At 48.0% G+C, this 21061-nt stretch carries 17 protein-coding genes and 1 pseudogene; 2 read left to right on the forward strand and 16 right to left on the reverse strand.

Features of this window, described 5'->3' with window-relative positions:
- Positions 1-13: 13 nt before the first annotated feature.
- From vanT to vanG, 3 genes are read right to left on the reverse strand one after another with little or no spacing between them, the layout of a single operon-like run.
- Complete coding sequence (gene vanT / locus MHH48_RS19535) at positions 14-1240, reverse strand: serine racemase VanT catalytic subunit (protein WP_256720448.1); 1227 nt, start codon at positions 1238-1240, stop codon at positions 14-16.
- The gene (locus MHH48_RS19540) at positions 1227-2075 is read right to left on the reverse strand and encodes a D-alanyl-D-alanine carboxypeptidase family protein (protein WP_256720449.1); all 849 of its coding nucleotides are present in this window, start codon (positions 2073-2075) and stop codon (positions 1227-1229) included. The genes vanT and MHH48_RS19540 overlap by 14 nt, the downstream gene beginning before the upstream one ends.
- Positions 2076-2080: 5 nt before the next feature.
- Positions 2081-3133 (reverse strand): D-alanine--D-serine ligase VanG, encoded by a 1053-nt coding sequence (gene vanG, locus MHH48_RS19545; RefSeq protein ID WP_076321595.1) that lies wholly within the window; start codon positions 3131-3133, stop codon positions 2081-2083.
- Positions 3134-3897: 764 nt separating this feature from the next.
- Between vanG and MHH48_RS19550 the strand changes: the two are divergent.
- Positions 3898-4005, forward strand: a pseudogene (locus tag MHH48_RS19550) (IS630 family transposase); the annotation flags it as partial.
- 461 nt (positions 4006-4466) lie between these two features.
- On the opposite strand, the gene MHH48_RS19555 reads toward MHH48_RS19550, so the two are convergent.
- The 8 genes from MHH48_RS19555 to MHH48_RS19590 all read right to left on the reverse strand — a co-directional run bounded on the left by MHH48_RS19555 (position 4467) and on the right by MHH48_RS19590 (position 15480).
- Entirely contained in the window at positions 4467-7382 is a 2916-nt protein-coding gene (locus MHH48_RS19555) for a hypothetical protein (protein WP_076321596.1), read from the reverse strand.
- A 109-nt stretch (positions 7383-7491) separates the two neighbouring features.
- A complete protein-coding gene (locus MHH48_RS19560; protein ID WP_076321597.1) occupies positions 7492-8832 on the reverse strand; it encodes an extracellular solute-binding protein in 1341 nt (446 codons plus the stop codon).
- A gap of 41 nt (positions 8833-8873) precedes the next feature.
- Positions 8874-10028 carry a biotin/lipoyl-binding protein gene (locus MHH48_RS19565; protein WP_076321598.1) on the reverse strand — a complete coding sequence of 385 codons (1155 nt, stop codon included), beginning with the start codon at positions 10026-10028 and terminating at the stop codon, positions 8874-8876.
- Between the two features lie 36 nt (positions 10029-10064).
- Positions 10065-10943, reverse strand: a complete 879-nt coding sequence (locus tag MHH48_RS19570) for a carbohydrate ABC transporter permease (RefSeq protein ID WP_076321599.1) — start codon at positions 10941-10943, stop codon at positions 10065-10067.
- Positions 10944-10961: 18 nt separating this feature from the next.
- Entirely contained in the window at positions 10962-11828 is an 867-nt protein-coding gene (locus tag MHH48_RS19575) for a sugar ABC transporter permease (protein ID WP_076322164.1), read from the reverse strand.
- Positions 11829-12184: 356 nt separating this feature from the next.
- Positions 12185-13141 (reverse strand): hypothetical protein, encoded by a 957-nt coding sequence (locus MHH48_RS19580; RefSeq protein ID WP_076321600.1) that lies wholly within the window; start codon positions 13139-13141, stop codon positions 12185-12187.
- Positions 13142-13444: 303 nt separating this feature from the next.
- Positions 13445-14806: a HAMP domain-containing sensor histidine kinase gene (locus MHH48_RS19585; RefSeq protein ID WP_076321601.1), complete on the reverse strand. Its 1362-nt coding sequence runs from the start codon at positions 14804-14806 to the stop codon at positions 13445-13447.
- Entirely contained in the window at positions 14803-15480 is a 678-nt protein-coding gene (locus tag MHH48_RS19590; protein ID WP_076321602.1) for a response regulator transcription factor, read from the reverse strand. Before MHH48_RS19590 ends, MHH48_RS19585 begins: the two co-directional genes overlap by 4 nt.
- A gap of 257 nt (positions 15481-15737) precedes the next feature.
- Between MHH48_RS19590 and MHH48_RS19595 the strand changes: the two genes are divergently transcribed.
- On the forward strand, positions 15738-16130 hold the full coding sequence (locus tag MHH48_RS19595; RefSeq protein ID WP_076321603.1) for a hypothetical protein: 393 nt from the start codon (positions 15738-15740) through the stop codon (positions 16128-16130).
- A gap of 243 nt (positions 16131-16373) precedes the next feature.
- Here the strand turns inward: MHH48_RS19595 and ptsP are convergent, their stop codons facing one another.
- The 5 genes from ptsP to MHH48_RS19620 are packed head-to-tail and all read right to left on the reverse strand — an operon-like array spanning position 16374 to position 21000.
- Positions 16374-18137, reverse strand: coding sequence for a phosphoenolpyruvate--protein phosphotransferase (gene ptsP / locus MHH48_RS19600; RefSeq protein ID WP_076321604.1), 1764 nt, complete (start codon positions 18135-18137; stop codon positions 16374-16376).
- Positions 18137-18406 carry an HPr family phosphocarrier protein gene (locus MHH48_RS19605; RefSeq protein WP_076321605.1) on the reverse strand — a complete coding sequence of 90 codons (270 nt, stop codon included), beginning with the start codon at positions 18404-18406 and terminating at the stop codon, positions 18137-18139. The genes ptsP and MHH48_RS19605 overlap by 1 nt, the downstream gene beginning before the upstream one ends.
- 58 nt (positions 18407-18464) lie before the next feature.
- A complete protein-coding gene (locus MHH48_RS19610; RefSeq protein ID WP_076321606.1) occupies positions 18465-19199 on the reverse strand; it encodes an SIS domain-containing protein in 735 nt (244 codons plus the stop codon).
- Between the two features lie 36 nt (positions 19200-19235).
- Positions 19236-19994, reverse strand: a complete 759-nt coding sequence (locus tag MHH48_RS19615) for a creatininase family protein (RefSeq protein WP_076321607.1) — start codon at positions 19992-19994, stop codon at positions 19236-19238.
- Between the two features lie 13 nt (positions 19995-20007).
- Positions 20008-21000, reverse strand: a complete 993-nt coding sequence (locus tag MHH48_RS19620) for a phosphotriesterase (RefSeq protein WP_076321608.1) — start codon at positions 20998-21000, stop codon at positions 20008-20010.
- Positions 21001-21061: the final 61 nt, after the last annotated feature.

Consider the following 21061-nt stretch of genomic DNA (forward strand, 5'->3'; position numbering starts at 1 on the left):
TCTGAACAGCAATTTAATTTCTATAGACTCTTTCAACCCGTTCTCCGATTCCGCTGAGTACTTCGTTGGTCACCGTACCGGAACGGCGAGCGATCTGCCCTGCTGTGATCGTCTCCTTTCCATCTTGTCCGATGAGTGTGACCGTATCTCCCGCCTGAACGCCTTCAATATGAGTGACATCGATCATCATTTGGTCCATGCATATGTTGCCGACAATGTTCGCTTTCCGGCCCCTGACCAAGACGAATCCGTCTTGCTCGAATAACGCCCTGGAAATGCCATCAGCATATCCAATGGACACCACCGCAATTCGGCTTGTCTGATTCGGTACATAATTCCGTCCATATCCGACGGGGGTCTCTGCTTGAATTGTCTTGACTTGAACAACACTTGCCTTCAAGGAGAGAACGGGACGCAGGTGAATCTTTACATTGGGCCGATCATCTTCCTTGGAAAGCAGGCCGTACAGAGCAATGCCCGGACGCGCCAGGCTGTATCCATCAGCGGGATAGTTCAAAATGCCGTAGCTGCTTTGAATATGAAGCATGCCGGGCTCAAGGCCTGCCTTCCTTATCTGCTCAATCACTTGATGGTAGCGGTCGATTTGCTGATTTGTGTAGAGAATATCCTCTTCCTTCTGGCTGTCGGACATCGATAGATGACTGTAAATACCGGTTACTTGCAAATTCGACTGCTTGTACATACTGCAGATGGGTTCGATGTTGTCATAAAGTACCCCAAGACGGCTCATCCCCGAATCAATTTTGATATGAACATTCATTTTCTCGCCATGCTTTCGGCCGAACCGGTTAAGCTCTTCCGCATAATCAACACTCACCACCGTTTGTATCAGTCGATATCGCACCAATTCGCTGAAGGCTTCAGGTGGTGTATATCCCAATACCAAAATCTCGACGAAAACGCCCTGTTTTCGTAACGCAATCCCCTCCGAATAAGCCGCCACCGCAAAATATCTCACGCCTTCGCCAGCAAGAAATTTGGCCACCTCGGGCCCACCATGCCCATAAGCATTTGCTTTCACAACCGCCATCATATCGCAAGTATCAGGAAGAACGCGTTTCAATTCTTTCAGATTATGTCTTAAGTGGTTTAGATTGATCTCTGCCCAGGCTCTGGGCTTGCTGACCGGTAGTGTAGTGCTTCGACCCATTTTTTTTACGATGTCCGCTATGATTTTGAGCTGATCGATTACACCGAAGTTGTTGCTAAATGCCACCATATCCACTGCCCTTTTCATGAAATACCGTTACTACAAATCCGTCTACGTTGTTTCCTGATAGTTGATATCGTTCACACTTCGTGATAGGTACCTTTGTCATGGCTGCATGTGCTGGCATGGAATAAATTTCGATCATAGAGCTTTCATGCTCGAAATAGAGATGCTCTTTTCCAAACTGATACGGTGTTAACCACGAAATATACTCCTCAAGGCATAGTCCTTGTTGTTCAATAATGACCGCGTGCGGGAATCCGACATATCGAAAATGCCAGGGTTCCTCTGCAATGTTGGTTATTTGCTCTTTGCCCTTTTTGTACCGCTGGATAAACCCATATTTCGATGCAAGCTGCTTAAATGTCCCGCAAACACCATGATCAGGAAAGGATGGACTAATATAATCGACATTGCCGTCGTTATATCCTACATCGACTGCGAGACCCGTCTGATGCTCACTCTCATTGGGACGGGCAACATAATTGGCTGTAAACAATGCCCCTCTTTCCAGTAATGAACTTTGATAAAGCTCTCGCTGCTCCATACTGGAGCGATAACCGCTAACGGCCACAATTTGCTCCAACCCTTGGCATGCATGCAATAATGCGGTCAGCTGCTGCAGACAGATTTGCTCTAGACACATCTTTTGATGCTCCGCCCCAATTGCTTGAATGTGCTTAACTGGAAGTAGATTCAGTGCTTGCGGAACCATCTTAACAGGATGCTGGCGATTTACTAGAATGAGATGTCCACGATGAACGGCTGCCCGATCAAGCTCAATTTCTGCAGCCTGTTCCAAGTAAGGCCTGTGGATACCATGCCAGATATTCATGTTCTCCATAAGTCTCAAACCTCCACAACGGCGAGTTGTAGTAGTCGGTCGAGAATATCCGCATAAGTCAAACCGCTGGCTTGGAGCATGCTCGGATAGCGGGAGTTCGACGTGAAACCCGGTATCGTGTTGACCTCGTTAAACACAATCCTTCCGTCAGGCGTAAGGAACATGTCTACCCGCGCAAACCCACTGCAGCCTAGCGTTTTATATATAGCGAGCGCAGTTTCTTTAACTTTGTTTGCCGTGGCCTCATCGATGCGGGCAGGCAAATGAATCTTCGAAGTGTGCAAGGAGTACTTTTCGGAATAATCAAAAAATTCTCCCTCTAGTTCAATCTCATCAATCACGCCGATTATAGGATCAGAATGGCCTAGAACGGCACAGCCCACTTCAAATCCGTTTATATTTTGCTCAATGACGACTTTACTGTCGTGTGTAAACGCAAAAGCTGTCCCTGCTGCCAACTCTTTCATGTCATGCACCTTCGTAATGCCTAGTGAAGACCCGGACCTAGACGGCTTGACAAAAAGCGGGAACCCCAGCTCTTCTGCTGCTGCCAATACCTTTTCCATACTCCCGTCCCTATAGACCGTCAAGGAACGTGGCGTATCGATGCCTGCAGCCTGAACCAGCTTGTGAGCCAACTCCTTGTCCATACATAATGCGGATGACAGCATGTCACATCCAACGAACGGTATACCCGACAGTTCCAATAATCCTTGCAAGGTTCCGTCCTCACCGTATTTCCCGTGAAGCACCGGAAATACAATATCAATCGGCGTCACATGATATTCCGTATGAACAAGCTCAATGAGTCCTTTTATTTCCCTGCTAGGCGAGAAAAAGGAGGGAATACAACTCGGATGCGCATGCCAGCGGTCATTGCGAATATCCTCAAGATTTCCACTATATCTAAGCCATGATCCTTCCTGTGTAATTCCGATTAACACAAGATTATACTTTTCAATATCCAAATGTTCGATCACTGAAGCGGCGGAGCTTAAAGATACCTCATACTCGCCGGAACAACCGCCAAACAATACCGCAACCGTCTTCTTCTCCATGTAAAAGCCTCCTGAACTGTGATATGAAACAAAAAACTACTTGCTTTTCCCCACCTTTACAGTGAGTAAGAATAGTAGAAACTACTTAATGAGAATTCTGTTTTTAACCTCAATCATGGTCATACTGTTATTTTGAAAGGAAGAATTTAAGGAAAGTGTAAGAGGAAATAAATTTTTTCTTAATGTCTGACAAAAAGCCAAGATCAGATCCGGGCTAATCCAATGAAATTCTAGGGGGTGCTTTTTCGTGACAACCAGAGGACAAAAATTTAAAGACTATTCGTATAAGATTAAGACAGGGGAAATACACGAGAAAACAACGAGATTTAGGTGAGTTCGAACTGGTGGATTTGCGGGGACGACGATAGGAATACATCGATCAAAGTAGGCAAGTACAGCGACTCAAGCGGGAGAATGAAATGCTAAAAAAGTGCTTGGAATCCGGATACAGGAAATGAAACACAAAGATATGCAACGTTTGAGAGATCTTCGAAGGTATCCCGTTAGCCTTCTCTCAATCGTTCTGGCCGGCTGCGGTCGTTTCTTTATTTAGTTAAAGGGCCGATCTTTGTAGGATGGCCCTTTCTATATACACGACAGTAGATGATTGGAATAATTTTCCGAACAGTAAGGCCAAAGTCGTATATGGTAGAGTCACTATCCTATGAACCTGTGAGGTACGAAAAGTGAAACTACCAAAAAATCCTCCAAGAGGATCAGAACAATCCTGAAATTCTGGCGATTAAAGCGGTGAAATCGACCGCATCTTATTCATTGACGAGTTCATGATTCGCGACTACCAATCGCTTTCTCGTACCTGGTTTGCCAAAGGCAAACGGAACATCGTCTCCACCTACGGCAAGCATCACGGAGCAAACCAATATGCCACCTATATGTATCTGTTTAACATAATCAGAGTCATTAAATGCAACTGTAATTGAATAATTATTCTGAGCATCTTCTGGTTCAATATTTAGTATGTGGTTTCACCAACGTACGTTTTATGGACAGTATCATAAACCTAATCAATGATTTCATCCGAAAGTTTTACAGGATACTTGTCACCATATTGTTCACTTACTATATTTTTTAAGTCCCCAACTTTTAATCCTCTCGATCATATTATAGAAAGATTCAAAAATATCAAGCCGCTGCTCAACGTTTGGCGTAACAAAGTAAAACGCAACGAGCGTCCCCCTGTAGATTACAGAGAAACGCTCGCAACTTAAAACCTATCCTTTTTGGGGCTATGACCATTACACGCTACGGCCTCTCCCATCATATCAGAATCCGCATCTTTTTCTTATTAGACATCTGTGCTTCGCTGATACGACTAATCGCTATCTGTTTTTTTAGCCTGATCCTCTTCATAAGTATATGGATAGCTTTGACTTCCTAGCATTATTCTCTGCCCTTGGAACTCATCATACAAATTGATTCGAACCGCCCCTCCACTTACGATTTTGCTGAAGTTGCTATTCAAGTTAATGGAGTATGATTTGTTGTTGCCGATGGTCAGATCGGTACCGAGTGTTAATATCTTCTCTGTCGACTGTCCGGTTGGGTCAATCAGCTCCATGATGAGTTTATGGTCATAAGAACCGATCTCGTAATCCCCATTCCTGGAGAGATTATAATGAATAACGGTGTTGAGCATATCTTTCCCTGCGCTAAGCGTACCTTCTCCTCTCGTAATGGTGAGATGGTACGGAAACAATTCTACATTTTGCAGATTCGTTGCTGGTTGTGTAACTCTAGGGCTAAGCGCTAAACCCACCGTATTGATAGATCCCGTTGATTCTTCCCCTAATTCTGTCATCTTTCCGTTTGCTACACCTTCCCCGACATACAATACAAGCTCCGAAGTAACTACATTCTGCGGAAGCTTGCTCCAAACGGTCACCAGATTCTTCCCATTCGGACTTGTCTTATCGGATGATTGACTGATTTTCGCCTCAAAAAACTCGTTTTCCGGTGTTTTATAATAGGCAACAAGCTGTGCCTGCTTGGATTGACGTGTTTCCTGACTCGCCATCTCCAATTCCGTATAAATTAAATTGGAACTGCTGTCTTGGTAAACGGTCGTCAATCGTTCACGGACTTCCGCTTTCTTGCCTGGCGTATGGATAAGATAAGATTCGCCGGCAGCGACCTGTTTCATAACATTGTTGAGCGAATTGGTATTCAGCGACAGAAATTTGTGAACGTCCTCTCCTGAAGTTTCCTGCAGATCGACTCTGAATTGATTGAATTGATAGGAATACGGTACATTGGCAAGTACATACAACTCCATGGTTTCATCCGGGGCCAGAGTTGTTTGATCGTTCGGTACTACAATTTGGGCCGTACTGCTTAGATCGCGCATTCCTGCCTTAACTGCAGCTTTGAACTCGGGCAGCGATACGGTCGACGATTTGGTATTACGAATACTGATTTGGGCTACAATTTGATCCACATCTCCCTGTGGCACCCGCTGATATGAGCTCAGCTTGACGCCAAATGTTCCATGAGCATTCTCGATGATATTTTCTACACCCAGATGACTTTTACCTTCCTGAGCATAAGGGATTTTATAGTGGGCTGCCGGGAAGCTGATCTTCCCCTCCACAGCAGGCTCTGTCAATTGCAGCTGCAGTTTATTCTGTTTCATATGCAATGGCACATCTGCACTGAGATCGATGAGCTTCTCCTCCAGCGGCTTCAGAGCAATCTTGTCAAACGCCTTCGCATTCACCGGGATGCTGTAACCTTCATCCGTGAGGATGGACAGCTCATAAGCTGGCAGCTTCAATGATTTTTCACTGAGATTTTTCACGCGGAATTGAAGGTTCCATTTGCCGGTATCGTTCTCAGCAAATACAGAAGCATGTTTCAACTGCGTCTCCATCGTTTGATGGTTTACCGATATGTTTTGGATTGCATAATCCGCCGCAGGCACATCAGCGGTAATGGTCGGAAGTTTAAAGGTTTTTACCGGAAGCGTCATTTTCAAAGCTTCGTCTTCCTGTGTGAATTGCATCGTCATAAGGTCTGTTTTCAGTTGGGACGGAACCTCTGCCAGATAATAAATCGTGCGTTTCTGTCCTGGCTGGATCCTGAAGCTGTCCTCTGTGTCATCCTCAGGTATAAGATCGAATGCCGAGCCGCCGGTCGACTTCAATTGTACTTTATATCCAGGATCGCTCAGTACCTTCTTGCCTCCGTTTGCAAAATGAACCCCCACTCTCATATACACTTTTCCATTCTGCTTCATTCGCTTCACACTTTCCGCCTTGACCGTCACAGTTTGCTGTTTCATCCTCAGCTCTGCACCTTTGCCCTTAGCTACAGCAATATCTGTGGCAGCCGCCGGAAGCTTGAACGATTGCACTGGAAGATGTATCTTCAAGGCTTCGTCTTCCTGCGCCAGCTGCAGTGTCATGCCATTCGTCTTTATCGTGGAAGGGATCTCCGCCCAATAGGAGATGACGCTGCTTTCCTGAGGCTGAAGCCTGTAGCCAGTGCTGGCCGAATCGGTAATAAGCTCAAATACCGAGCCGCCGGCCGACTTCAGATATGCTTTATACCCGGGGTCACTTAGTGCCTTGGTTCCTCCATTCGTGAGCCTGAGTCCTAATTTTATATATACTTTTCCATTGATGGTATACCTCTGCAAGGTATCCGCCTTGGCCGTAACCGGAAGATGATTCATCGTGATCTTCCTGCTCTTGCCTATCGGAACTACCGAAGAGTACTCGGCCGGAATTGTGAGTTGCCCCAGTTTCTTCTGATAATTCGCGCTGTCAAAATCCCAGCCAAACATTGAAACCTTGATCCCGTTTACCTTAGTCGATTTTCCAACGTTGACATAGTACGTCACGGATAGGCTGCTGTTTACTGGCACCGTTCGTTTAACAGTATCACTCGTAACTTCCTTGCCTTTTCCAGTCGTCCCACTTGGCGTAGAAACTTGAGAAAAATAATCAATAAGATCTACTCTACTACTACTGCTGTTACTATAACGTAGCGTATAGACGAGAATATTCCCGTCAGGCTGAGTGAAAATATCCACCCCCGTCAACTTTACACGGACGTTCTGCTTCAATGTAACCGAGCCCAGTTTATCTAGTGTCAGGCTGGACGCGGCTGCAGCCGATTTGGAAACAGAGTAGCCTGCTGCGGATGCCCCATACACGTCAAGGAAAAAGTAATGATTCATCATCGCTGCACTGAGCATGATTAGTGCGCATGTCTTTTTTGGCCTGTGCATAATGTACCTCCCGAATAAAAAAGAAAATCAAAAAGCCTATTCTCCGCTTTCCTTTTTCTGTGAAATAGGAAGCAGCGCACTGACGTGGGCTGCTACCTGGATGATCTTCCTATTCGTTCAAATAGGTGGTTACTCGGTTCTGGATCAGCTTCGCCACTTCTGCTGCCGTTTTCTGTCCGCTGAAGTACGCCAGAGACTCTTCACCGGCAATTGATATCACTTTACTGTCTAGATCCACGTATTGATCCGCGGACTGAACAATTTGTTTAAACACGGTAAATTGTTCGTCGGATACTTTCGCCTGCTTTCCATTCGGAAGTTTATAATCGCCACCTTCCACTTTTTCCTGAAGATCATTTATCATCTTTTCATTGACGGATTTAAGCATCGAGAACCCTTCTCTTTCCTGCAGTAATTGTGCTTCTTCCGACAATAGGAAGGCGATGAACTTCCAAGCTTCATCTTTCACTGGCGATTTGGCATGGATCGCGAACTCGGTTGAAGTAAAAACTCTCGCACCTTTTTGACCTGCGGTTTCCCCCGCATGGGGTAACAGCATTAACTTTGGATGATCAAATAGCGTATAAGGACCTTCGATAAAATTAATCGGTGACATAATCGGGGTGGAACTAAACAATTGATTGCCCGGCTTTGCCTCGTCGGATGTTATGATCTTATCATCATTCATCTTCATGGCTTGCTGAAGCAAATCCACAAATTCCGGAGAGTCGAACGATGCTTTTTTGGCTGAAGGTTCAACAAATGCAGCGTAGTTCTCATAAAGCATCTCCTGAAAGAGGTATTCCGGCGGGTAGGACGCTAATGCATAAATCTCATCGGTACCGCTCTCCTTTGCCTTATGGATCACTTCCTTCGAAACCCTCTCGAACTCCTTCCAATCCCAGGTCTTATCATCGAACGTCACATTGGCGTTGCCCAGCATGTCCCCATTACCAACTAATACTCTCAAGGAGTATCCCAATGGGATGGTATATACCCCGTCATTCAGCTTCAGACCGTCCAAAATATTCATTTGTAAATCGTCTTTATCGAGCGTCTGGTCTTGCTCCATTAAATCATTCATATTGAGCAGGAAACCTTTGCTCACATATTCTTTTAGAGGCAGGCTGTCAACTTGAAGAATATCCATGCCTTTTCCCGATAACATGGCTGCATTCGTTGTCGTTCGATACTTCTCGAATTCCCCAGGTCCCCATTGTTCACCCATGGTTTTATATGCATTGATCTGCAGATCGATATCCGGATATTTCTCTTCGAACTTTTTTTCCAGCGTTCGATAGAACGGATTCGACTCTGTCAGTGACAGGGTAAGTACCGTTTTGCCCTCTTGTGTTGTAGACTTATCCTCTTTCCCGCCTTCTCCTGAGCCACATGCGGTTAAACTCGCGATTAGAGCCCCTATAGATATCATTAAAAGCCATTTTTTCATCGTATGATTTCCTCCTGAAAGGTTCTGATTGAAACGCCTCACTATTCCAAGCGAATACGGTTGCCATCCTGCAAAGGCTCGCTGCTTTTCAGAATGATCTTATCTTGTTCATAGATGCTATCCGTTTGGATCATCGTTTCTTTGTCATTCTTCTCGCTGAACTCGATGCTGACTTTACGGGTAACAAAAACATTACCGAGTGCACCTGGCCGCTCTTCGACTACAAAAACATACATGCCTTCCCGGTCCTGATGAATAGCTTCATTAGAAACAAGCAGCCCTTGATCGAGAGAGCTTTTCTCGATGTTAATCCGAGCCTGCTCACCTCCCTTCAGTTTGGCGTTGATGAGTTTAATACGAATCATCTTTTGAGGGACGGTTACCGTCTCCGCTCCTTCGGTTGCCCCCTCAATCATCGGCTCCGCATTGGTGATTTCTTCAATGATGCCTTCAATGATACTGGCTTGCTGCTCTTTATCTGTGTGTACCTCTACCTCGATCCGCTCACCAACGGATATTCCAATGCTGGACAAGCGTTTTGCATCGGCACCAACGTCAAACCTATAGCCTTGACTGCTATTCGAGACAATGACATCCGGCTCGCCCGCAGATGCCAGTCCTTCTACCGCATTCAGCTTCGTAATAATACCGTCGAAGGGAGCGGTAAGCATCTGATCTTTTGCCAGTCGTTCTTTCATCTCGTTGATCTTGCGTTCCTGCGTTGCAATATCAAGTTTGCCTTTTTCAATTTCACGTTTTGCGCTGCGCAGTTTAAGTTCATCCTCTTCAATAGAAGATTGAATAAATTGATCCTGAAGATTTTGCTGCTCAATTCTTTGCTTTTCCAGATTCGTTACTTCAAGTTCGATTTCTTGTCTTGCCGTTGGGTTGTCATAAGCGATAAGCTTCTGTCCCTTCTTCACACGTTCACCTTCTTTTACGTGAATCTGCTGAACTTTCCAGTCGTTTGAACTGGATAGCTTAGCTTCGGCGATCGGCTGAAGTATTCCGCTTCCTTCTATCGATAGCGCAATGCCTCCCTGTTTCGGCTGTTCCGTAGTCACCTTGGGCAAGGTCAACGACTGTAGCGTGTTACTAAACAAGGTAAACAGCAGCAGCATCCCCATAAAACCCATGAACACGAATTGAAGGATTCGCTTTCGTCTTTGGTCAGCTAACCCTTTTCCAAGCTCCATATCCTTTCTTCTCCTCCTAAAAACCGCCTTGAAAAGTTAACCCTTAACACCTGACAATTGGATTCCCTCGATGAAATACGACTCCGCATACAGAAATAACATCACCATCGGGGCCATATAGAGCATGGATGCAGCAAAGGCAATCCCCCGGTCGCTATCATTAATCCTGGATAGAAAGACAGACAGCGGCTGCTTGAAGGGGTCTTCCAAAAAAATAAGCGGCTGCTCCACCATGTTCCAATAATCAACGAACAGCAAGATCACAAGTGCGGCTACCCCCGGCTTAATCATCGGAACAATCATCGTCATAAAGATCCGCACATGTCCGGCACCGTCTATTTTGGCAGCTTCAATGTAGGCATAGGGAATGTCCAGCATAAACTGTCTGAGCATAAACACGCCGAAAGCTGCGAAAATGCCGGGAACAATGATGGCGCCCGTACTATTCAGCATGCCAAGCTTATCGACCATAATATAGTTGGGCACCAGCGTGACTTGGAACGGCATGAGCATCGTCATGACATATACCAAAAACATCGAATCCCGGCCGGGGAATTTCAGCTTGGAGAATGCATAAGCAGCCAGTGCTGCGACGAGTGTCTGACCCACAATGATCGGCACCACCATGAACACGGAGTTCCAGAACATCGTCAGATACTTTGGGTTGTCGATGAACACCTTCCCATACTGTGCGAAAGACACCTTGTCCGGAATCAGTTTCAGATTTGCAAAAGAACCCTCTCTACCTGGAATCGCTTCTTTCATTTGACCGATGAGACCGTAATTGATCTGGATCTCCAGTTCTGTCATTAACGAGTTTGTGAATGTAATCACAATTGGCGATAGTAAGATCATGGCGATAACACCCATGACGAATGACAATACACTTTTTTTCAATATATGGACGACTCGCACGAAACTTCGGTCCACCTCCTATTCCATGTACTGCCGATGTCGGCGCTCAATTGCAAACAGCACCAGGACGATCAGCAGAATACAGACAAACATTAAGGATGCCGCTGCGGTCAGCTTCTGAATGTCGAGTGAAATGAACATATTATTCATATAGTGCTGCATCATATAAATGCTGTCATGGGGATAATCACCTGCGATGAGATACGTTTCCCGGAACACTTTGAATGAGTTGATAATGGACATAATCACAACAAAGAACATGGAAGAAGTCAGATAGACCAGCGTAACGCTTCGGAATTGCCTCACGCGGCCAGCCCCTTCAATCCGGGCCGTTTCGTAGTAATCCTTCGGAATTTGCTGCAGCCCGGCCAAGAATAAAATGACGTTGTAACCGATGTTCTTCCATAGATACACCATGATCACGACCAAACGAGCCGATTCCGACTTCATCCAGTCCACGCGTCCATATCCAAAGCTGTTCAGCCATGCGTTCAGGGAGCCGTTCCAGTCAAATAGCATCTGCCAGATCATGATAATGGAGGCAACGGGCACAACAAGCGGCATGACGTAAGCAGTCCGAAGCCATTTTTGAAAATATGTATTTTTATGGAGCAGCATCGCTAACCCGAGTGACAGCATGACCATAAGCGGAACACTGACCGCGCTGAAGAAAAACGTGTTGGATGCCGCCTTGCGGAAGGAAGCACTCCCAAACAGATCCACGTAATTATCGAGACCCGCAAAATGGCCGTCTACCGATTGGCTCATAAAGGAATAGTACACGCCCATGGCAAATGGAATAAGGTAAAAGAGTGCAAATCCGATACCGCTGGGCACGAGAAAGAATATGGCCGCCGAAGCATCCTTACGGAGCCATTTTTTCATGATATTCTTGATCCATCCTTTCACTGTTTAGTTTGTCCTTCAATTCTGATCCATGTTACTCTCCCCCGACACCTTTAGTTTAGGGAAGAAAACTTAAGAAAAAATATGGTAAATATTAAAAATATCTAAAGTAGTGAATAGAATCATACGAATCGGGAACGTAACCGGAGTGCTTTCATTTCAACGCTGTACGTTTAGATTCGTCTAAACAAAAAAAGCCGCGATTTCCGCGGCTTCAAAAGCATAATTGTTTTTTCTTCAGACAGGCAAGATCCCCCCAGCCTAAACGACGTGCTGTTCCGAATGACATCGCGATCAACAAGTACATGTTCCAACGGATCGTCCCGTAAATAAACCTACAAGGCTCGTCGTCGATCATGCAGAACAAACAGAATGATCATGAACATCATGACGCCTAAGATCACACCGGCCTCTGTGGTTAGTATCCGCAGCAGCTGGTACTCTGGCGAGAACTGCGAATCGGTACGGATAGCGGCAAAGAGGTTATAAGAGAACAGCATGCCCGACGAAATCCATACCGATGCCATCGGGTACAGAAATCTCTGCGGTTCGCGGCGGGAAGTTAACATCAGCAATCCCCATGCCCCCGCGATGGACCACGCTCCGGTACTGAACGTCAGCAGGTGCCACCACACATCACGATCGTCCAATCTGGCAGGATCAATGCCGAGGGTGCCTCCAGCTGCCCAGAACACCTTAATGATACCTAACAGGATACAGCCGGCTCCAATCAGCCTGGACAATGTAAGCTGCAATCTACAAGTATTACCAGGTAACCTGCTATAGTCAATCGAACCACCGAACGCCTCCGGCCACCGTGTCTTCGCATACCCTGCGAAGGCGATAGGCAGACAAATGCCGATGCCAACGGACGAGATCATAACGAAGAATTGTTCGTACACCCAAACATCGGCCGCCCCCGCTTCCTGATCCCGAGTCATAGCCGCCGGTCCCAGCACAGGTGCCAAGACCATCATGGGAACGAGCAGACCCGTACCAACCCATACGGGGAAGGCAATCAGCCATGCAGGCAGACGTTCACCCCATGGCCTGGTGAACGCCATTGCCAGCAGGATTCCGATAGCTGCAAGCACTGCGGTAGCTGCGTTAATCGCACGCCAACTAATGTCGCCCATTTGCTCGGTTGGTATGAAGTAACCGAGCGTCCATGCCATTTTAATCAATAGATACGGCGTCACCGCTATGACAGCGCCATAACCACAAACTCTACGCATCTTCATCCATGGCGGTGCATGCAACTTGACGGAAACTTTCTTACGCTCAACCTTCATGTTGGTTAACTTACCTCCTTAAATAACTCGGCCTTTGCCTCATACTCCATTCTATCTCCCTAATCGAAAAACAAAGTGACCTCAAGTTTAAGTTTGGGTTAAATTCGTTGACGAGAAGCCGTAGAGCTCTCTTTCCGGATTTAGGTATGTCAATACTCAAAAAAGAAGCTGCGTATAAGTCACTCTGAGCGACTTGAACGCAGCTTCTTCCTTGGTCTTCGAAAGGCAACGTATATTAAATTCGAATAACATGCGGGCGATTTCTATGTCACACTAGTTCCCTTTACCTTACCCTTTCAATGCTTAATCTGTCACGTTAGTTATAACACCGCAACTGCTATCCTTCCAAATATAAAAAGCACTTCCGTTTGCGTCGGATTTCAATTCCCATTGCATATCCATCTCCCTGGCCATCATCGATACAATGGACAAACCGATTCCTGCGCCTTTTTCAGGTGACTCGCTGCAGGATCCAGGCCCCTTATCGCTGATGACCAGCATCTGCTGCTTCTGACGCTCAATCATTTGAATGCCAATGTAGCGACCCGCTCCCGCATGACGTACCACGTTTTGAAACACATTATCCAGGATCCGGTTAAACCACAATGGGTCCGCATCCCAAATTAATGTCTGGTCAGGAAGCTCGACAAGGACATCAAATTCCTTAGCCTCGAATACCGGATACCACTGAGCCACTCGATTCCGAACCTCTTCTATAATATCAATTGGCTGCTTGTGCAGCGGATACTTCCCCGCCGATAATAGCGTGTATGACAGCAGATTATCCATTAGATTACTGATGTCATCGAGCTTATGCTCGATGACAGAAAGTGAAACCTGTCCCTGGGAAGAAGCAGGGTCTTTTCGAACGGTATGGACATGCTGTCGGATGACAGTCAGCGGGGTTCGAAGATCGTGGGAAATCGTTGAAATGAATTGCTTACGCAGTTCCTCCTCCTCCCGCTCCCGTTTTTGACTTTCTTTGAGCTCCTTCACCATCCGGTTAAACGAGCCTTCAAGTTCTCCGATCTCGTCGTCCTTCATGATTGTGACTTCATTCGGAATTTCTTTCAATCCGTTTACGGTCATTGCCGATTGAAGCCTGATAAGTCTTTTGCGAAGCTTAATGAAGAACAGCCATGACAGCATAAAGAAGCATCCACAGATCATTAAAAACAGAAAGATTAGGGGCAAGTTTCCCGAAAGCGACATTTCTGCATTAAGGATATGGGATTCCGGGACCCGCATCACCATAAAACCTTGCTTCGGATCGTTTCCGATGAGAGAGGTTAAGACCAGCGTTTCTTGATTACGGTCTTGCGCTCGAATCGAAAGAATATCCAGATAAGTCCATTGCTCAGGTATATCCTCTGAGAGGTCCCCGACTGCGTTCGTCCTCCCTGATGGGTCCACCCAGAATATCTCAGCATGCGGATAGTCCTCGTTCAACTCTCGCAGTCTAGTATTAATCCTATCCCTTCCTGCACCATCCAGGTTGGCTGCCTCCTGTTGCCACATGCGGGTTATCTCTTCCGGCCGATATACTGGATGATCGCTGAGCATATAACCTGGTAAATAAAACAGGGCTGGAATAATCGGCCACAGCAGTAAGGCGGTCAAAATAAAGATCAGGTATTTGCTCATTAACGAGCCGCGGATCCTCATGATCGCACCCGGTATCCTACACCGCGGATCGTTTCGATAATTTGGGGGGTGCCGGAATCCAACTCGATCTTCTCGCGCAGATGACGGATATGCACGTTCAACGTTTTATCTCCGTTCAGATGCGGTTCACCCCAAACGGCTTCATAAATCTGCTTCTGGGTCAATATGTGATTCAGGTGGTCCAGGAAATACATGAATATATGGAACTGCTTACCTGTAAGCACAATCTCTTCCCCAGTTTCGGAATTCCATACACGGTTTCCTTTTCGGTCGATGCTTAAATGCCGAATCAGAAGCTGTTCCGGCTCCGCGGTGACAGAACGCCTGAGGAGGACTTGAATCCGGGCAGCCAACTCATCCGGATGAAACGGCTTGGTCATATAATCATCAGCAAAAGACAAGCCAGTAAGCTTATCCTCGATTGCGGTTCTGGCCGTAAGCATCAGGATGGGTACGGCGGGATTGATTCGTTTTAGCCGCTGACCGACCGTGAATCCGTCCAGACCCGGAAGCATAATGTCCAAAATGACGAGATCGCAATGTTCCATTGCTGCTTCCGCATCATGGCCTGAGCTCTTCCATATCACTTCATAGCCTTGACCGATTAAAAAATCCTTGGACCAGGAACCGATTTCCTGATCGTCTTCAATGTACAAGATGGTAAATGTCTTCATCGTATGATGGACTCCTAAAAGTAATATATAGGTAGTCTAGCATATTATCGCTGTCAGGAGATCGGGAAATCCATCGAAAAAAATTCACGTAAATCGCAAAGTATCGTCATAAGTTCACAACATGGATTTGTTAATGTTAATAACAGCCGAGAACTTGAAGCACCGGGGCATCGGCAATCATCATACTTGTTGGGGAATGAATTGGACTATGGCTTATCGACTTCATCATCCACAACATAGAGAGGAACGGATTAGATATGAGAACAATAGATATTGTGAAAGAAAATCTGCTTTTAATTCTTGGACTGGGCGCTTTAGCGCTTATCAGACCCATCATGAAGATGACCGGGATCATGGATCTGATCGGTCAAGCATTCGGCAGCATGCTGATGACGGTCCTTATCTCCTTGGCCTGGCTCATGATCGTTCTATTCAAAAGAACGGCTTATCCCGTTGTCATTCTTGTTTTTGCGGGTTTGAGTTATGCCTTATTTGCTATCATTATAAGCGGGATTGCCTCTCCCCTTATCGATGGAAAACTGCAAGGTCCTTTAACTAATCCACTGGCAATGGTAAGTGTCTTTGCGGTAAATGCTGTTTGGGGCTTCATCGTGGGCCTAATTGCCAATGCATGGCGTCGTAAAGGGTAAGCATGCAGTTGAGCTACATTCTAGGTTAACTCCCGCTCAATACTATCAAGCGAGTGTAACTACGCTCAAATCATTAGATATTCGAAAACAAAGAAATGGCGGTACCGGAGTAACCCCCTGTACCGCCATTTCTTTATTTGTAGCATCTATTTGACCCAAACTGGCGATCTCTCATACGGGCATGCCACTTTTTTGGAACACCCTCAACACCTGCTAATAGTCCACGCCATGTGGATACGGAAGCTATACCACTGCCTTTTGGGCGTGATGAAATTCCTCCATCGCCTGACGAACCGCTTGGGGCGTATCAAGGCCAAGAATGCGCTTTGCCAGCTCGCGACATTCCTGACGATCCAGGCTAGCGAGCCTTTCCTTCATCCGGCTGAGACCACCGGCCTCCATGCTCCATTCGTCAAGACCTAGTCCGAGTAACAGCGGTGCCGCCAGCGGATCACCCGCCATACTGCCGCACATGCCGGTCCATTTACCGGCCGTATGGGAAGCCTCAATGACCGTGCGGATTAACTGAAGCACAGCTGGATGGAAATAATCGTACAGGTGCGCGACGTGTTCATTCATGCGGTCCGCTGCGACCGTATACTGCACGAGGTCGTTCGTACCGATGCTGAAGAAATCGACCTCGCTCGCGAATCGTTCCGCCAACACGGCCGTTGAGGGAATCTCAACCATGATGCCAACTTCCATCTTCTCGTCAAACTGGATCCCGTCTTGCCTCAATTCCACCTGCACTTCCGTCAGGATGGCTCTTGCCTGCCTCCATTCCTGCAGACCGGAGATCATGGGGAACATCACCTTTACCGTACCGAAGGCACTGGCCCGCAGCACCGCCCTCAGCTGCGTGCGAAGCAGCTCTTGGCGGACAAGGCCTACCCGTATCGCACGGTAGCCCAGGAACGGGTTTGTTTCCTTCGGCAGCTGCAGATACGGAAGCTCCTTATCTCCGCCGATGTCCATCGTGCGGATGATCACGGGGCGGCCCTCCATCATCCGGGCCGCTTCCTGATACGCACGGAACTGCTCCTCCTCGCCCGGCATGGCCGGGGCGTTCATGAACAGGAACTCCGTGCGGAACAGCCCTACGCCATCCGCGCCCTGCCGGACGGCGGTCTCGGCTTCCGCGGCGCTGCCGATGTTCGCCGCGAGCTCCACGCGTACGCCGTCGGCGGTCACTGCCGGACGCGCCGCGTACACCTCGAGCGACTGTCTGCGCTCGAGGTCCTGCAGCATGCGGAGCCGATACTGCTCCGCTTCTGCCTCATGCGGCCGGGCAATGCACAGCCCGGCTGAGCCGTCAAGGACGAGCGTATCGCCGTCCTTGATGCCGTCGACGCCGTCACCAGCGCCGACGATAGCGGCAATTCCGAGCGACCGTGCGAGAATAGCGGTATGTGAGGTCGCTCCTCCAGTACGGGTAATAAAGCCGATAACCAAGGCAGGGTCCAGCTGTACCGTATCCGACGGCGCCAAATCATCAGCGACCAAGATAACCGGTTCGGTGATTCCCGTAAAGTCACGCGATTGTCCTGGCAACAAGCAGGCGAGAAGACGATTACCGATATCGCGAATGTCCGCGGCCCGCTCCTTCATATAATCATTGTTCATGCCTTCCAACATGGAAGCGACCTGGCTCACAATTTCGGCAACGGCACTTGGCGCTGGCTCCAGCTTCTCTCGGACTCTTGCCTCCATCTTCGGATAGAAGGCAGGATCGTCCAGAAGCTTCCGCTGTCCCGCAAGAATGCCGGCTTGCTCTTCGCCCACGGCTTCCTTCGCTCTCTCCGTTAGCTTCTCCAATTGTTCCGCGCAGCCGACTTTGGCTTCACGGAGCTTAATAAGCTCTGCATCGATTGCGGCCGGGGTATCCGGAATAAGCTTCTCTTCAAGGCTGCTGTCACTGCTGGTCCCCTGCGAAGGCTTGTAAATGAATGCCTTAGCGATCCGGATTCCCTCCGATACGCCGATTCCTTGAATATGCAGCCTCTTCATCAGGCTTCACCAAACTTGCTTTCAACTAGCTGTATCAGCGCTTCGACTACCTCTTGTTCTCCATCTCCGTTAGCTTCGATGGTCACAACAGCTCCTTGCTCAACGCCGAGCGTCATCAGCTCCAGCATGCTTTTGCAATCCGCGGAGCGTCCTTCGCTAGTCTTCAGATGAACCTCTGCTCCAAACTGTCCTGCTTTTTCCGAGAAAAGCTGAGCTGGACGGACATGAAAGCCCTGCTCATTCTGTATGGTTACGGTTTGTGCAAACATGTCTTTCCTCCTCTATGTCAGACCTCGTATATTTTCTTTACTGCTCGGTACATCCTGATCAGGCCAATAAAGCGATCCGTCCTTTATAAGCCTCAACCAACGCGTTGTTGTGTTCATCGGAACCATCGATATTTCCGCTGAGAAATACAGGGGGCTTGAAACCTTGTTCAATCATAATCTCAATAGATTCGGCGAACAGGGAGTTCAATATGAGGGCCCCGACGACCGTCGAGCTCGGCGTGAAAGGCACCTGGAGGCCCGGATGGCTTAATACGGCATCTCCCTTTACCGAGAAATTATCGATCACCAGATCCACGGCATCGGCCAGATGCTTGCCGCTGCTGTGCCGGGACGGCATGCTTTTGGAATATTCCAGTGAGGTAATGCCTACAGTAAAGGCCCCCTTCTCCTTCGCCATCAAAGCGACATCCACGGGAACGGGATTTCGGCCCGAAGTGGACAGTACGAAGACAACCTCGCCCTCGCGGATATCCTGCTCCTTCATAAATTCGACAGCAAGGTCGTTTTGTCTTTCCAGCTCTGACGAACGGACCGCGCCTTCGTGAAGCATCAGCTTCTCGACCAGGATCGGGCGAATCGGTACGAGTCCGCCTGCTCGGTAAAAGACTTCTTCGGTCAATATATGCGAATGTCCACAGCCGAATAAGTGTATAATACCACCTTGCTGAATACAGGCAGCCACTTTCTCTGCCGCTTCACGGATCGACTTGGCCTGCTCGGTACGGACTTTGTCCAACAACCCGCCAATCACATCAAAATAGGTGTTCATCATCGTCTCTTTCACCTCGTTGTTCTTGTATTTACAATGCTATCTGTTCTCTTCCGGTTGATGATCCGTTGACAATGCTCTTTTAGCCCGGAGCACCATCTCGGCCATTACTTCCAGGCTGCGCTCGATAATCTTCTCCCCCTTCTCCCTCGTTGCCAGCGTTGCATCCCCGAGTACGGCAGAGGAAGTCATTTCCTCCCACGGTGTTGGCGTGCAATCCGCTTCGATCGGGATATGCGGGGCGCCATCGATCGCTTTGCTCATGTCCACATATTCGCCCGCAAGATAGAGCATGTAGGATGTTTCGATTTCATCGGCATGCATATAGCTCGCATGTGCAGCCGAAGCTTCCCGTACCGAAGCCGTTACTTCCTTCGTGCCAGGATAAAAGAAATAGAACACCTTAAGTTCGGGCACCCGTTCGTATAACATTCTCGCAGCTTCCTTCAACGCAACCGCATTGCCGAGATGGCCGTTGACCATGACGAAAATGCCGAATCCTTGCTGGTACAAACTTTCGCCGATATCTGCAAGCAGTCGGATGAGCGCTTCGTTTGAGACGTTGATACTCCCCGGGAAATTGCGCAGACTCCACACCTGTCCATAGGGGAGGGTCGGCAAAACGAAGCTTTCCGTCCGCTCTGCTAATCTGTCCGCGAGTCTGGTCGCGAGCAGGTTATCGGTACCCAGCGGCAGATGGGGACCATGCGCCTCAACGGCACCAATAGGAAGTATGGCAGCGCGGAAATGGCGAATTTTATCCTTCACCTCAACCGAATTTTCGAATTCGAATTTCATAGCGAGCGCCCCCTTACTTTTTAAATGAAAAGCAGTTGGCCGGGTTGCTTACGAAAAATTTCTCCACCAGTTTTAGTCCATCAAAACCGTTTCGGTTCGCCTCGTCTACAAAGCGCGGGACCCATTTGGAAATAATGTACTCCAGACCGAGACCCTGGTCGTAATGCTTGTAGTAGGTTTTCCGGGCGGTATCACCGCTGATGAGAATCTGATTTTCGAAGCCTTTGCGGACAAGCTCCAGAATAAGCGAGATTCGGGTGCTTTCCGGTGCATACTTGATTTTGCCGATACCGTCAAAGCTCATGTAAGCTCCCGTTGAGGCGATCTGCTCATGGTAGTAGGGGTCGGGATTGCGGTCCATATGTCCCAGGCTCAAAAAGGACAGATCCACACCTTCGCTCTTCAAGAGCTCGATTTGCTCCAACGCCATGGTGCCAACTTCGGTATGGGAGTGGATGGGGGCCTTCGTCTCATGATGAGCGCGCGCTACAGCGCGCAGCGTCTTCTCCTCAAGAGGCGTAATGCGGTTATAGCCTGTCCCGAATTTAACCTGGCCTGCTTTGAAAGGTGTGCCTTCCAGCCCTTCTTCCACCTCCCGGATGACGAAATCCGCCAGCTCGTTGATGCTTTTTGCTTCAATCCACTGGGCGTAGGTTTCATAATGACCGATCAGCGGTTTAAGCTCCTCTTTGATTTTGGCATCCCATAAAAAGCTCTTGTTGAATCCCGCCGTTCCTACAACATGAATGCCGGTTTCGATTGCGATTTCCTGTACCGCCTGAACATCCCGCCCATAATCGATGGCTGTAGCGTCCACGATCGAGCGTCCGCCGTGTTGTTTGAAATCAAGAACGTCGCGCTTGGACTTCTCCTTATCGTCCAGCAGCAAATCGTCCTCTCCCCGTTCTTGCCAGTAGGCCGGGCGGCATACGATATGTTCGTGGGAATACGTAAAGCCCAGCTCCTCTTTGCTGATATCTCCATGTAAAGTACGGATAAAGCCCATATCGTTTCTCCTCCACTCTGTTATCTTTTAGACGGCTGAGTCGAGGGGACTCAGCCGTCTT

It is taken from the genome of Paenibacillus sp. FSL F4-0100 (assembly GCF_037993005.1).
GTDB lineage: Bacteria > Bacillota > Bacilli > Paenibacillales > Paenibacillaceae > Paenibacillus_AQ.

Coding starts and splice junctions, on each gene's coding strand:
- MHH48_RS19605 (WP_076321605.1), bottom strand. CDS start 18,406: ATGTTTGCACAAACCGTAACCATACAGAATGAGCAGGGCTTTCATGTC.
- MHH48_RS19555 (WP_076321596.1), bottom strand. CDS start 7,382: ATGCACAGGCCAAAAAAGACATGCGCACTAATCATGCTCAGTGCAGCG.
- MHH48_RS19610 (WP_076321606.1), bottom strand. CDS start 19,199: ATGATGAACACCTATTTTGATGTGATTGGCGGGTTGTTGGACAAAGTC.
- MHH48_RS19565 (WP_076321598.1), bottom strand. CDS start 10,028: ATGGAGCTTGGAAAAGGGTTAGCTGACCAAAGACGAAAGCGAATCCTT.
- MHH48_RS19580 (WP_076321600.1), bottom strand. CDS start 13,141: ATGAAGGTTGAGCGTAAGAAAGTTTCCGTCAAGTTGCATGCACCGCCA.
- MHH48_RS19540 (WP_256720449.1), bottom strand. CDS start 2,075: ATGGAGAACATGAATATCTGGCATGGTATCCACAGGCCTTACTTGGAA.
- vanT (WP_256720448.1), bottom strand. CDS start 1,240: ATGGTGGCATTTAGCAACAACTTCGGTGTAATCGATCAGCTCAAAATC.
- MHH48_RS19585 (WP_076321601.1), bottom strand. CDS start 14,806: ATGAGGATCCGCGGCTCGTTAATGAGCAAATACCTGATCTTTATTTTG.
- MHH48_RS19615 (WP_076321607.1), bottom strand. CDS start 19,994: ATGAAATTCGAATTCGAAAATTCGGTTGAGGTGAAGGATAAAATTCGC.
- MHH48_RS19620 (WP_076321608.1), bottom strand. CDS start 21,000: ATGGGCTTTATCCGTACTTTACATGGAGATATCAGCAAAGAGGAGCTG.
- ptsP (WP_076321604.1), bottom strand. CDS start 18,137: ATGAAGAGGCTGCATATTCAAGGAATCGGCGTATCGGAGGGAATCCGG.
- MHH48_RS19595 (WP_076321603.1), top strand. CDS start 15,738: ATGAGAACAATAGATATTGTGAAAGAAAATCTGCTTTTAATTCTTGGA.
- MHH48_RS19575 (WP_076322164.1), bottom strand. CDS start 11,828: ATGAAAAAATGGCTCCGTAAGGATGCTTCGGCGGCCATATTCTTTCTC.
- MHH48_RS19590 (WP_076321602.1), bottom strand. CDS start 15,480: ATGAAGACATTTACCATCTTGTACATTGAAGACGATCAGGAAATCGGT.
- vanG (WP_076321595.1), bottom strand. CDS start 3,133: ATGGAGAAGAAGACGGTTGCGGTATTGTTTGGCGGTTGTTCCGGCGAG.
- MHH48_RS19560 (WP_076321597.1), bottom strand. CDS start 8,832: ATGAAAAAATGGCTTTTAATGATATCTATAGGGGCTCTAATCGCGAGT.